A 13,795-nucleotide genomic window follows, 5' to 3' on the forward strand; every position below is an offset into this window, starting at 1 on the left:
TTGGTTCATACCTAAGCTTCTAAAACAAATCTCGTTGCCATTAAATTAATGTGACATCACCCAAAAAACCTTGGACTAACTAAGTCCTCGCCCAATGAAACTGGGGTTTAAAATCTCTTTCTTCCCATATTGTAATGGAGTACCACAGGTCTGGAACAGCATTCCACCTGCCCCCCTGAGAACAGCATCTGCGGCGGCGGTGTCCCATTCACACGTTGGCGCCAATCGCGGATATAAATCCGCACGCCCATCTGCTATCATGCAAATTTTTATAGAACTTCCTACCTGAACAAGCTCTGCATTCGCATATTTTTCGATAAAGTCTTTTGTTTCATCATTCAAATGACTCGCACTCGCTACGATGCGTACTTTCGAGCCAGTTTTACATACCGAAATTTCTTCCCTGATCTTGCCATCATTTTTCCAAGCTCCAATGAGAGCTCCACCCCAATAAATTAATCCGCTTGCAGGAGCATAAACAACACCAAAAACTGGAGACCCATTATGGATGAGAGCAATATTAACAGTGAAACCTCCATTGCGCTTGATAAACTCTTTTGTGCCATCTAGTGGGTCAATCAACCAGTACATATCACTCGGGTTTATCTTCTCTAATTGAGAGATATTTTCTTCCGATATTATTGCAATAGAAGGTGTTAATTTTGCTATTCCATTCTCAATAATTAGATTAGCAGCAATATCCGCTTTTGTAAGCGGGCTATCATCATCTTTTATTTCAACACCAAAATCATGGCTATTATAAATTTCCATAATTTTTTCACCTGCATCTTTGGCGATCGCAATGAGTGACTTATGGAAAACGGGATCTTTTAAAACATCATCGTCTATTTTATGATAAGGCATAGTGGGTTTCCCTTCAGGCAATTTAGAGATCAAAACATATATGCAAGGTTTCAGATCGGTGGGGGTCTCTACAACGGTTTGTCTCTATTTTCTCTGCACTAAGAAATTTCTTTGTTCCACCTAGCTGAAAACATAACACTAAACAAATCCAAATTTACCGCCTCGCAGCAATAGCGGAATGAAATACTGTCACCGCAAATGCTTAATATCAGAACTTTGGAGAAAACTTGAGGAGGAGTGCTATGACTTCATTCCTACTATGTTCATAAGTTTTCTACTTGATAGAAGTAACACGTAATAAGTTGTAAGTTCAAACAATCGAATATTAAGTATTTCTTTGTATACTGAAGTACAATACTTAATTCTCGGAGCCCCCGCACGTGATTAAAATGGTGATTACAAAGCTAATGCCCATAAATGCGGCGCCAAGAGATCACCCTGAGTTATTGAAAGCGCAACTCCTTGTTGGCGCAAAACAATTTCCATTAATGTATCTTGTATTAACAGTTAACTTGTGGACGTTAGCAAGTTGTTTTATAGGCGTTGCGCCACATTGGTTGTCACTCATCGTGCCAATACTTTTCACGATTGCTTTTGGTTACCGTGCGTTAACCTGGCATAAGATGGAAGACGCCTCAACCAACCCCGATTTTGCTTTTCTGGCATTGAAATCTGTTCGGCGACGTGCCTTAATTTTTTCTGGATTCCTAGTTATTTGGATGCTGATGCTCTTTCCCCACGGCAATGGAGATATGCATGTACGTATCGGTTTTTTTGCCGCGATGAATTGTATTGGCCTTGTCATATTCTTTCAACGCCTCCATTCATCGGCTTATGCGATTATGGGTATAACAATCACCCCCATAATTATGTTTGCTATCTATACCCAAAACTCAAACCTTACATCAATAATGGTCAATATTGGTCTGGTTAGTTTACTGTTGTTGATAGTTGTGCGCATGCAAACACAAGACTTTATAGACATGGTGAATGCTCGCATAAAGCTTGAGAGGATTGGCGCTGAAAATCTGCAAATAGCCAATCAAGATAGCCTGACTGGGCTTACCAATAGACGACAATTTTTTTCTCATCTGGAAGTTGCGTTTGAAATTGCGAAAAAGAAGAACAAACGAATTGCCATCGGGATCATCGATCTTGATGGTTTTAAGCCAGTCAACGATCTATATGGTCACGCAATGGGTGACAGCCTTCTCATTGAGGTAGGTCAACGGTTATCAGCGCTGACCGATGAACATACATCGGTTTCTCGTCTGGGTGGCGACGAATTTGCTATAACTTTTACTAATTGCCCCGATGATGCTGAGCTACTTGATCGCGGAAACAAATTTTGTGACACGCTTCGAGAACCGTTCACAATAGCCGACGCATGCCTCGAGATTTCCGGATCAATCGGATTTGCGACTTTCCCAGAACTTGCGGAAGATGCAGAAGAACTTTATGAGCGCGCAGATTATGCTCTTTACCACAGCAAACACAATAATCGCGGTGAGGCATTTTTGTTTTCACACAAGCACATTCAGGAAATTGATGCTCAGAACAAGTTAGAGCAAACGCTCTCGAGAGCCAACCTGAAAGACGAGATGTCGGTTGTATTTCAACCAATCATCGACTGCAAAATTCAACAGACCGTAGCTTTTGAAGCACTCGCGCGGTGGAACAGTCCCAAAATGGGTTCTGTGTCCCCCTGTCACTTTATCCCTGCTGCAGAACGCTTGGGGTTAATTGGTAACTTGACCAAAATCCTTCTTGAAAAAGCGTTGAGCGTCGCTGTGAAATGGCCGAATTACATCCGCCTTTCATTCAACCTTTCTGCGCACGACATTTGCTCCGCCGAAGGTATATCAAGGATCCTTGGCATCATCCACGCAAGCGGCATCGATGCAAACCGATTAGACTTTGAAATTACAGAAACTGCAATGATGCATGACCGCGATCAAGCTATCACATCTATAGAGATGCTTAAAATGCTTGGTTGTGGAATTGCTTTGGATGATTTTGGAACAGGCTATTCCAGCCTAACACAGCTACATGCAATGCCACTTACGAAAATTAAAATTGACCGCAGTTTTGTGATTGATCTTAATGAATATAGTGCCAGCTTTAAAATCGTAAAATCGCTGATCGCGCTCAGTTCGGACATGGACATCGGGTGTATTCTTGAAGGCGTAGAAACCGCTGAAGAATTGACAGCAATCGAATCCCTTGGTGGTCAATTTATACAAGGTTATTTCTATTCAAAACCATTATTGGAAAGCGAACTTGCAGAATTCATAGAGGAAACAAGTTCACTACGTCACGCAGACACACATTAGTTCCATTTCCCAAATTTTATCTTGAGCATATAAAAAAATCCACATACTCTGACCTTAACAAAATTTAGGAGGGTAATGATGCAACCTACAGCGCAAGAGATCAGTCATCCAGTTAGCGACAAGGTAACAACGCAACTTAAAGACATCAAAAAACAGTTACCGTTGCGTGTTCTAAGCGAGGAGGATTGGCAACATTGGATTACAAAAGGTTATGTAATTGTTCGAAAAGCCGTGCCGCAGGAAAATGTTGAACGGCTTGTTGATCTTCTATGGGAGTTTGATGAGAAAGAGCCCAGTGATCCTTCAACATGGTATGCGCCTGAACGCCGCCCGCACGTTCGCAAGGAGTTAAACAATGCGGGTATGGTGGAGATTTATAATCACCAATATCTGTGGGATAATCGCATGTCGCAACGCGTCTACGATGCCTTTGTTGATATCTGGGACAGAACAGATCTATGGACAACCATAGATCGAGCAAATCTCAATCCGCCCAAGCAAGACAAATCGGGTAATTCTGAAGGTTTTATTCATTGGGATGTGGATACCAACCAACGCCCTCTCCCCATCGGCGTGCAAGGCGTTCTTAGCCTTAAAGTTCAAAATGATGAAACAGGTGGTTTTCAATGTGTCCCCTATTTGTTTGAACATTTTGATGAATGGGTAAAAACGCAAAGCGAGGATCGAAATCCTCTTATGCCGGATATGACAGGCTTGGAACGCGAAAATATTAGCCTCAATCCCGGTGATTTGATGATATTCAACTCGCTTCTAGCTCATGGCGTGCGGCCCAACTTTTCAGATGATCAAGTCCGGATGGCGCAGTATATTTCCATGCATCCAGCAGATTTTGAAAATGAAGAAGAACGGAACGAGCGGGTTCGCTTGTGGCGAGAAATGGAGCCACCCAATCGCCCGGACTTTCCTGGCGATCCGAGAGATTGGGAGAAGAAAAATGCTAAAACAGCTGAGCTTAACGAACTTGGCAAAAAACTGTTAGGTCTAGAAAGCTGGTAGGTATGCCCCAGCTATACTGTCTGTTCTAATAGACCTAATCTTTGACCAGTAGATTTCCATCGCCTGAATAAAACGGTTACTGTCAAGGTTAGAACAAGAAGTTCCGCGACGATACCGGCTGCCCATATACCAACTTCCCCGATGATAAACGGCAACATAAACGTTAAAGGCAAACCAAATAAATATGTTCTGGAAAGACCGAGAATAGCAGCACGAGACGCATCTCCAATTGCCTGAAAATAAGTGCCGATCATCATAAGCGGACCGAAGATAAACATAAGCACCACCATATAGGGCAGAATACGCCCTACTTCGCCAATGATCGCAGCATCTGACACGAATATTGATCCAATATCATGTCGACTTGAGATAAACGTGAATTCAATCACAACACAATAGATGAACGCCATTATTATCGCGAGCTTAAGAGTTTGATTGGACCTCACCAGGCTTTGTGCCCCGAAATTATTTCCCACAATCGTTTGAAAGGCCATGCTCAAACCCAGCAGCGGCAAAAATGCAAACGTCATAAGCCGTGTTGTAATACCATACGCACCTGCTGTTGCTTCGTAAGCATTACCCGCCCACAGTTGGAGGCAATATAATGTCAAACCAGCCGCTAATGATATGCCAAGATAACCAAGGCTTGTCGGCGCACCAAGCGCTAAAAACTCACCCCAATAGGAAAAGCCGGATTTGAGCGCAAAAAATGGTCTGCGATGACCTGAAACTAAGCGGTAGATGATGATTGCAGACATGGAACATATCTGTGCCAACACTGTTCCATAGGCCGACCCTGCCACGCCCCATCCAAATTCAGCAATGAATAAATAGTCAAATGCGATATTTAAAAGCGTCGACATCAGCGTGACCGCAGCCATTGCCTTCAACAATCCTTCGCTGCGCAATGCGTCGATGCTAATTGATAGAACGAAAACCAAAGGCGAACAAAAAATTAGAATGGAAATATAGGTATATCCCATATCTGCGAGCAGTTCGGACCCATTTGCCACCATCAAAGCGAGCTGATTGCCGCCGAGCAGAAACACACCTATGAATATAGCGCAGACGGCGAGTGACAGGTGAATAGCCTGTGCAAAAATCCTATTGATCTCGCCTTTGTTATTTGCACCAAGCGCACGGGCCAAAACGCTGGAGAAGCCGTTTGATACCAGTGTCGATAGGGCAATAAGCAGCATGTAAAGCGGGAACATCAACGTCACCGCTGTTAGCGCATCGGCCCCCACATATTCGCCTAAAAAGTAAGCATCAACAATTGTGAAAAGGCCATTCATGCCCATAACGACAATGATAGGCGTTGCTGTTTTTGCGAATAATAATGGGATTGACCCGCTTAAAAATATATTCTCATCGGAATTTTTGTCTTTCATTTTTATACTCTTCCAGAGGCCGTTTGGCACTATTTATACCGGGAGAAATGGAGCTCGCATTACCATTGACCCTGCATAAAACTGAAAACAGCTCATGAGTGAAACAAAACTTTTACCAAATTAACGAGCGGCGGGCAGCTTCAGCCAAATAATCTGATAGGCTCATGCACCATCCATGTCAATTTGATATTTTGATAAAAAAATTTATCCGGATAAAATTGACAAACTTATTTTACCCGGATAAAAACATTCACATGACTAAGACAGAAAAACCATCACAGAGTTACACATTGTTCCGCAATAATACTCTTGTGGCCAATGGTGATATGGCGGATATAAAAGCAAGCATTTTGGCAGTGAATGAACGGTTCCCTGAGGGAACCTATCTATGCTTTAATGACTTAACCGGAGAATATGTGGACGTAGACTTTCACACAGAAAAGTCCACAAAACCGCTCAAGAAACAGACAGAATTAAAACGGGGAAGACCTTCATTTCTCAAAGCACCTCGAGCAAAGACCAAAAAGGCAGGCAGGCCCTCGCTGGGGGTGGTCGCGCGCGAGGTCACGTTGTTGCCCAGACATTGGAAATGGCTCAACAGTCAATCATCCAGCGCATCATCTGCCCTGCGCGAGCTTATTGACGAGACAATCCGGACAGGCAGAAACCCTTTGGAAGCTCGAAACGCCATGGCGCGGGCTGACAAATTTATGTCCACCGCACTGGGTGATCAGCCCGGTTATGAAGAAGCATCCAGAGCACTATATCGTGCAGATAAAGAGACTTTTTATAAGCTCATTGAAGCATGGCCGAATGATCTGAAAAACTATGTAAAGCAATTATCAAATCCGGCATTTGATGCTGGTTAAACGGACGAACACACTTCATTATCTGATATCTGAAAGCAGGTCACAATGACACTTCCTAATCCCGCGGAGCGAAACCCGCTTGTCTTGCCAGATGGTTCGCGCGACAGCGCAACGGTCTTTTTAAACGCCGTTATCGATCATCCGAATATCGAGGTGGGCGCCTATACGTATTACCATGATGATGATCATCCTGAGGATTATGCGCGCACGCTTGCGCCATATCTGTTTCCCGGAGCGCCAGAGGCATTGCAGATCGGCAAATTTTGCCAGATCGCCAAGGGCGTGCAATTTATAACAGCAACCGCAAACCATCCCATGACGGGCATTTCAACCTATCCATTCGCCATTTTCAATTCCGAACGTTTTGGCACCTATCGCGCCAGTCTGCCACGGGGCGAAGACACTGTGATTGGCAATGATTGCTGGATCGGACGCGAAGCCGTCATCATGCCCGGTGCTACACTTGGCAATGGAGTCATCGTGGCCACGCGCGCGGTGGTGACTGGCCATGTGCCAGACTATGCTATTGTGGGCGGCAATCCGGCCAAGGTGATCAGAAAGCGCTTCTCAAAAAGCGACATTGCAAAACTGCTAGAGCTTGCTTGGTGGGATTGGGAACCAGATCACATTGCGCAGGCAATACCCGCCATTGAAGGCGGCGATGTTGACGCGCTTGCAGCGATGGCGAAATGATGGAGCAGCGCTCGCAATCTAATGTGGGCGCTGATAATCTCTAACTTCTGATCAACTTTTTGAACTCACGTTCCAGAACATCAGTCTGTTGTTCGCCGCGCAGAATATGTTGCAACTCACCATCAGCATCAAACAGCAAGAGTGTGACATGCGGCACAGCGTATTTGTTGGCAAAGGCATCGCCTTTTCCTGAGCGGATGTTTGCCACAACATAATCTAACTCACCATCATCAAAGCGGCTCAGTGCAGCTCTGGTAGCACGTTGCAATCTTTGGCACACCGGACATTGCGGATCGTGAATTTGGACCACCGACGGTCGCCCCTGCCCTACGCGGGTTAAATCTTGCTCATGCATTGTCGCGCGGGTGGAATAGGTTAGATAACCACCAGTTGCACCAACCACAGCAATACCTATAGCGCTGTTTCGCGCAAGGCGAATGAGTTTGCGGCGTGTCGGGTTGATCTCTTCTTGGTTCGTTATCTTAGCCGTTTTCGTCTTTTTCGATCTTGATTTCGGTTTTCTACTCATGAGATTTCCAATTCAAATTTCATTAGATATTTGTGAGCGCTCGCGAATGGTGCCTGCCATTGAGGCGAAAAGCCAAACCTGCCCTCCATCACATCATGGGAAGGCTTGGCTTTCCAACATCATCATACCGCGCGCGCTCACCTCAGGGCCTCCCGTGCCGCTAGGAAACCCAAACTTTATGTGCTAGATCACAATGACCCGTGCGCCCAGTGGCACGCGATTATACAGGTCCTCAACATGCGCATTGATCATGCGGATACAGCCTGATGAAACCGATTGGCCTATGGATGAAGGCTGGTTTGTGCCGTGGATGCGGAAATGCGTATCTCGACCATTTTTATAAAGGTAAAGCGCACGCGCGCCGAGTGGGTTGTTGATCCCGCCCGCTAATCCACCTGCATATTTTGTATATTTCTTCGGCTCGCGGCGGATCATGTTTTGCGTTGGTGTCCAGCGTGGCCATTCTGCCTTCCGCTTGATGATGGCAGAACCTTTAAAGGCCAGACCAGCGCGCCCTACGCCAACGCCATATCTGCGCGCTTTGCGGTTGTTCTCAATGAAATACAAAAAGTGGTTTGCCGGATCAACAACGATCGTGCCAGGCTTAAGGTCGTTGCGATAGTTCACACGTCTTGGCTTGAATTTGCGCGGCAGTACAAATTTCTTTTTGGCAAGCGCATGTGTTGTCGGCAGTGCTGCAAGGGTCGCAAGCGAACCCGCAATGATTTGTCGTCTAGAAAGCATAGAATTATTCCTAATTTCAAAATATGTAAAAAAGCCATGCGCCCTTCAAGGGCAAAAAGCTTCGTTCTAATTCGTGAAATTTAGGATATGGGAGGGCGGAAACTTGGTGGTGATTGACTTTTCACCTGTTCTGTCATCTGGGAAATAGCAAAATTCTTTTTGACAGATTGAGGTGCGTGAATTGAGGAGAGCAGAACCAATCTGCAATCAGATTTACACGTGTTTGCATCTTGAAAGTTATTCTCTTCACAACACTGCACATCAGGAATGTGATCAGTATCGGCAAGCCCAACCTCGATCAAAGTAGGCTCAATAACATGATCCGCAAATGCCTGCATACTACCCGGAATAGATTGGATAGTGATGAAAAATAGCAAACAGAATGTCAAAATCGATCGCGCCATAAAATCACACTAATACGCGCGCGCGAAACAGGTCCAATAACATCTGATCACAGGTCTGTGAGCTTGGATGGGATTGTTAAACTTTATATCTATAAGCTAATCAGTTACGAACATTGCAAGTGATACAATAACCTTTTGATGTGTAGCCGTTTGGTTGTCTGCGGCCTGTGGTGCGCTCGCCTAATTTTGGCGCTTCCCTCGATGAGCGCGGTGATGCAAATGTCTGATCTGGTGGGTTGCCATCCAATCTATTTACTCGCTCCACTCATATACAAAGTTCGTTGACTTTTTGTAATGTAAGTCCAAGCAATAAAACGACTTGTTTTTTGCCCTTGCGCCATTTCGACGACTTTAAACTCAGCAACATTTGCCTTTCCTAAAATTTTGCAGAGTGGCTGGAGGTTATCTTTTTTCGACACCAATGAGCTAAACCACAGGCACTGATCGGCGAACTCCATGCTCTGTTCAACCATGCTAGCGATAAACTTTATCTCGCCACCCGGATACCAAAGTTCTGTGTTTTGACCGCCAAAATTGAGTTCTTTTGAATACCCCTTGCCAAGGTTACGCCATTTACGTTGGGTGCCTTTATTAGCTTGCTCTATAGAAGTATGAAAAGGTGGATTGCACAGGGTGATGTGATAAGAGTCGTGAGGTTCGATTACCCCTCTCAGGATATTTTCATGTATCTTTTGTCGTCTGAGGGTGATTTTCAGTTTATTAGATTGGCAAATTAGCTGTGCCGATTTGATAGCAGCCGGGTCTATGTCGACGCCAGTAAAGTGCCAGCCATATTCACTCTGGCCAATAAGGGGGTACACTAAGCTAGCACCGGTGCCTATGTCTAACGCTTTGATCTTACGCCCTCGGGGAATTTTTTGATTGTTGTCGTCGGCAAGCAAGTCGGCCAAATAGTGGATGTAGTCGACACGACCGGGTATAGGAGGGCATAGATAATTAGCAGGAATATCCCAAAAATTTATATTGTAATATGTCTTTAGCAATGCCTGATTAAGCATACGGACCGCCAACGCGTCTTGAAAATCAATAGTTGTCTGACCGACAGGGTTACTGATCGCGAATGCCTTAAGCTTCGGTGACTGTGCAATTAAACGCACAAAATCGTAACCTTCTCTATGTTGATTACGAGTGTGTAGCATAGTTTTAGTGGCCATGGGGAAGCCTTCATTAATATTGATGGAAGTAACTCGTCAAACCGTTCGTTGTACTTAAACCCGTATGCACAAATAGTAAAATTAATAGCGTATTACATAGGGATGATAAATTGGGAGTATCCGAAGTTTCGTGTATGAGGCTTAGCCCATGCGATTTCGATGGATCAATTATAAACCGTTCGGTGTAGCGGAATCCATTATTTGGGCTCGAAATACACTTTCGCTGCAGGAAGCGCCGATGCCTGCTAAGGGCTGAAGTAGATTTAAATTCAGTTTAATCTGAGTTTTTTAGTAATAAAAACTGTAATTCCAACAAAACCCCCGCCATTTCTGACGGGGGTCTTAAAACTCTCAAATGAGTTGTCGCTCAACGAACTTATTCGTTCCCTGTCGGGGCTAAAGCCCCTCGACGCCTCTTATTCAGTGATTGATGCAACGATACCGGCACCGACTGTACGACCGCCTTCACGGATCGCAAAGCGAAGCTGGTCTTCCATCGCGATTGGAACGATCAACTCAACGTCGACTGTTACATTATCGCCTGGCATCACCATTTCTGTACCTTCTTGCAAAGACACAACACCAGTCACATCAGTTGTACGGAAGTAGAACTGTGGACGGTAGTTGGTAAAGAATGGTGTGTGACGACCACCCTCTTCTTTAGTCAAGATATATGCTTCTGCAGCAAACTTTGTGTGTGGCTTAACTGAACCAGGCTTACAAAGAATTTGCCCACGCTCAACACCTTCACGGTCGATACCACGAAGTAGAACACCAACATTATCGCCAGCTTCACCACGATCAAGAAGCTTACGGAACATCTCAACACCAGTACATGTTGTTTTAGATGTATCACGGATACCAACAATCTCGATCTCTTCACCAACATTGATAACGCCACGCTCAACACGACCCGTTACAACTGTACCACGGCCTGAAATTGAGAACACATCTTCAATAGGAAGAAGGAATGGCTGATCAATTGGACGTTCTGGAGTTGGGATATAAGTATCAACTTCAGCCATCAATGCACGAATAGCATCTTCACCAATTGTTTTGTCTGAATCTTCAAGAGCTGCCAAAGCAGAACCTTTGATGATCGGAATATCATCACCCGGGAACTCATAGCTGTCGAGAAGTTCACGAACTTCCATTTCAACAAGTTCAAGTAGCTCTTCATCATCAACTTGGTCAACTTTGTTCAGGAAAACAACGATCGCAGGAACACCAACCTGACGCGCAAGCAAAATGTGCTCGCGTGTTTGTGGCATCGGGCCATCAGCCGCTGAACAAACAAGGATAGCACCATCCATTTGAGCCGCACCAGTGATCATGTTTTTAACGTAATCGGCGTGACCTGGGCAATCAACGTGCGCATAGTGACGGTTCTCTGTTTCGTACTCAACGTGAGCTGTCGAAATCGTAATACCACGTGCGCGCTCTTCGGGAGCACCATCAATCTCGTCGTAAGCTTTAAAATCACCAAAAAATTTCGTGATAGCAGCTGTCAAACTCGTTTTACCATGATCAACGTGACCAATCGTGCCAATGTTTACGTGAGGCTTATTGCGCTCAAACTTTTCCTTTGCCATATGCGGCTCTCCGTTTTTTTTCTAGACGTTCCTAAATTCTCTGAATTTGCGGAACAAACTTCATTTTGCTTCAATTCAGATGAATTAAGAAGCGTATTTCGCTTGAATCTCTTGTGATACATTACTTGGCACAGCCGCATAGTGATCAAAGACCATTGAATATTGCGCACGGCCCTGAGACATAGAACGTAGGTTATCAACATATTTGAACATGTTCGCTAAAGGAACGTGAGCATTGATAACTACGGCAACACCGCGTGTTTCCTGACCTTGGATTTGACCACGACGTGAATTCAAATCACCAATTACATCACCGACATAATCTTCAGGTGTAACAACTTCGACCTTCATGATTGGCTCAAGTAATTGAGCACCAGCACGAGGAGCAGCTTCTCTGAAACATGCACGAGATGCGATCTCAAACGCAAGAACAGAGGAGTCAACATCATGGTATGCACCATCCATCAATGTCGCTTTAACACCAAGCATCGGGAATCCTGCAAGCGGACCAGAAGTCAGAACACTCTGGATACCTTTTTCAACACCAGGAATGTATTCTTTTGGAACGTTACCACCAACAATTTTTGAAACAAACTCAAACTCTTCAGCTTGTTCATTTGGTTCAAAGATGATTTTAACGCGCGCAAATTGACCAGTACCACCAGATTGTTTCTTGTGTGTGTAGTCAGCTTCATATGTTTTCGTGATTGTTTCACGATAAGCAACCTGAGGCGCACCAACAGTTGCTTCAACATTAAATTCACGACGCATACGATCAACGAGAATATCAAGGTGAAGTTCACCCATACCAGCAATAATAGTTTGGCCGGATTCTTCGTCAGACTTAACGCGGAATGATGGATCTTCAGCCGCCAAACGATTAAGTGCGATACCCATTTTTTCTTGGTCACCCTTAGTCTTAGGCTCAATCGCAATCTGAATAACCGGATCAGGGAATTCCATGCGCTCAAGAATAACAGGCTTAAGCGGATCACAAAGAGTGTCACCAGTTGTTGTTTCTTTCAAACCAGCAAGAGCCACAATGTCACCAGCATAGGCTACATCGATATCTTCACGAGAGTTTGAGTGCATTTCCAACATACGGCCAACACGTTCGCGCTTATCTTTAACGGTGTTAAGAACAGACGAACCTTTATTGATTGAACCAGAATAGATACGAGCAAACGTCAAAGAACCAACAAACGGATCGTTCATAACTTTAAATGCAAGCATTGAAAGCGGCTCTTCATCAGAAGCAGGACGTGTTGTTTCTTCTTCTGTTTTAACATCAATACCGGCAATAGCTGGAATATCAATTGGAGAAGGAAGGAAATCAACCACTGCATCAAGCAAAGGCTGAACACCTTTGTTTTTAAATGCTGTACCACAGAACATTGGGAAGAAAGAAACATCGATCGTACCACGACGGATAAGCTCACGGATCTTATCGTTATCAGGCATGTTACCTTCAAGATAAGCATCCATTGCCTCATCATCGATTTCAACGATCTGCTCGATCATTGTCTCACGCCATTCAACAGCTTTTTCTTTAAGGTCGTCGGGAATTTCCACAACATCCCAAGCAGCACCTAGTGACTCATCACGCCACACAATGGCATTCATTTCGATGAGATCGACAACACCTGCAAATTGATCTTCAGCACCGATTGGAAGTTGAACAGCAACAGGCACAGCACCCAAACGTGACTTAACCATATCGTATGAGCGATAGAAATCCGCGCCAATCTTATCCATTTTGTTACAGAAGATCATACGAGGAACGTTATACTTATCAGCCTGACGCCAAACAGTTTCAGTTTGAGGCTCAACACCAGCATTGGCATCTAGAAGCGCGATAGCACCATCAAGAACACGCAATGAACGTTCAACTTCAATCGTGAAGTCAACATGGCCAGGAGTATCAATGATATTGAAACGGCATTTCTTACCAGTACGCTCATTATCCCAGAAAGTCGTTGTCGCAGCAGACGTAATAGTAATACCACGCTCTTGCTCTTGCTCCATCCAGTCCATTGTGGCTGCGCCATCATGAACTTCGCCGATTTTATGCGACTTACCTGTGTAATACAGGATACGTTCGGTTGTTGTAGTCTTACCAGCATCAATGTGAGCCATGATGCCAAAGTTACGATAATCTTTAATTGGGTATCCACGAGCCATGGG

12 protein-coding genes are annotated in these 13,795 nt (G+C 44.6%); 4 read left to right on the plus strand and 8 right to left on the minus strand.

Features of this window, described 5'->3' with window-relative positions; translation table 11 throughout:
* Positions 1 to 75: 75 nt before the first annotated feature.
* The gene (gene cysQ, locus G3W54_RS06145) at positions 76 to 864 is read right to left on the minus strand and encodes a 3'(2'),5'-bisphosphate nucleotidase CysQ (RefSeq protein WP_162652224.1); all 789 of its coding nucleotides are present in this window, start codon (positions 862 to 864) and stop codon (positions 76 to 78) included.
* Between the two features lie 407 nt (positions 865 to 1,271).
* On the opposite strand from cysQ, the gene G3W54_RS06150 reads away from it, so the two are divergent.
* Together G3W54_RS06150 and G3W54_RS06155 are read left to right on the plus strand one after the other, a co-directional pair.
* Positions 1,272 to 3,197 carry an EAL domain-containing protein gene (locus G3W54_RS06150; protein ID WP_244627842.1) on the plus strand — a complete coding sequence of 642 codons (1,926 nt, stop codon included), beginning with the start codon at positions 1,272 to 1,274 and terminating at the stop codon, positions 3,195 to 3,197.
* 78 nt (positions 3,198 to 3,275) lie between these two features.
* Positions 3,276 to 4,214 carry a phytanoyl-CoA dioxygenase family protein gene (locus G3W54_RS06155; protein WP_162653581.1) on the plus strand — a complete coding sequence of 313 codons (939 nt, stop codon included), beginning with the start codon at positions 3,276 to 3,278 and terminating at the stop codon, positions 4,212 to 4,214.
* Positions 4,215 to 4,225: 11 nt separating this feature from the next.
* On the opposite strand, the gene G3W54_RS06160 is transcribed toward G3W54_RS06155, so the two are convergent.
* Entirely contained in the window at positions 4,226 to 5,605 is a 1,380-nt protein-coding gene (locus tag G3W54_RS06160) for an MATE family efflux transporter (protein ID WP_162652225.1), read from the minus strand.
* A 254-nt stretch (positions 5,606 to 5,859) separates the two neighbouring features.
* On the opposite strand from G3W54_RS06160, the gene G3W54_RS06165 reads away from it, so the two are divergent.
* Both G3W54_RS06165 and G3W54_RS06170 read left to right on the plus strand, forming a co-directional pair.
* On the plus strand, positions 5,860 to 6,474 hold the full coding sequence (locus tag G3W54_RS06165) for a DUF2239 family protein (RefSeq protein WP_162652226.1): 615 nt from the start codon (positions 5,860 to 5,862) through the stop codon (positions 6,472 to 6,474).
* Positions 6,475 to 6,519: 45 nt separating this feature from the next.
* Positions 6,520 to 7,167 (plus strand): CatB-related O-acetyltransferase, encoded by a 648-nt coding sequence (locus tag G3W54_RS06170; protein ID WP_162652227.1) that lies wholly within the window; start codon positions 6,520 to 6,522, stop codon positions 7,165 to 7,167.
* A gap of 40 nt (positions 7,168 to 7,207) precedes the next feature.
* Here the strand turns inward: G3W54_RS06170 and G3W54_RS06175 are convergent, their stop codons facing one another.
* The 6 genes from G3W54_RS06175 to fusA form a co-directional block, all read right to left on the minus strand.
* The gene (locus G3W54_RS06175) at positions 7,208 to 7,696 is read right to left on the minus strand and encodes a hypothetical protein (RefSeq protein ID WP_162652228.1); all 489 of its coding nucleotides are present in this window, start codon (positions 7,694 to 7,696) and stop codon (positions 7,208 to 7,210) included.
* Between the two features lie 183 nt (positions 7,697 to 7,879).
* Positions 7,880 to 8,440, minus strand: a complete 561-nt coding sequence (locus tag G3W54_RS06180) for a L,D-transpeptidase (RefSeq protein WP_162652229.1) — start codon at positions 8,438 to 8,440, stop codon at positions 7,880 to 7,882.
* Positions 8,441 to 8,520: 80 nt separating this feature from the next.
* Positions 8,521 to 8,844, minus strand: coding sequence for a hypothetical protein (locus tag G3W54_RS06185; protein ID WP_162652230.1), 324 nt, complete (start codon positions 8,842 to 8,844; stop codon positions 8,521 to 8,523).
* A gap of 248 nt (positions 8,845 to 9,092) precedes the next feature.
* The gene (rlmF, locus tag G3W54_RS06190; RefSeq protein WP_162652231.1) at positions 9,093 to 10,019 is read right to left on the minus strand and encodes a 23S rRNA (adenine(1618)-N(6))-methyltransferase RlmF; all 927 of its coding nucleotides are present in this window, start codon (positions 10,017 to 10,019) and stop codon (positions 9,093 to 9,095) included.
* A gap of 416 nt (positions 10,020 to 10,435) precedes the next feature.
* On the minus strand, positions 10,436 to 11,611 hold the full coding sequence (gene tuf / locus G3W54_RS06195; protein ID WP_162652232.1) for an elongation factor Tu: 1,176 nt from the start codon (positions 11,609 to 11,611) through the stop codon (positions 10,436 to 10,438).
* An 84-nt stretch (positions 11,612 to 11,695) separates the two neighbouring features.
* Positions 11,696 to 13,792 (minus strand): elongation factor G, encoded by a 2,097-nt coding sequence (gene fusA, locus G3W54_RS06200; protein ID WP_162652233.1) that lies wholly within the window; start codon positions 13,790 to 13,792, stop codon positions 11,696 to 11,698.
* Positions 13,793 to 13,795: the final 3 nt, after the last annotated feature.

Origin of the sequence: Lentilitoribacter sp. Alg239-R112 (assembly GCF_900537175.1) — a bacterium.
Taxonomy (GTDB): domain Bacteria; phylum Pseudomonadota; class Alphaproteobacteria; order Rhizobiales; family Rhizobiaceae; genus Lentilitoribacter.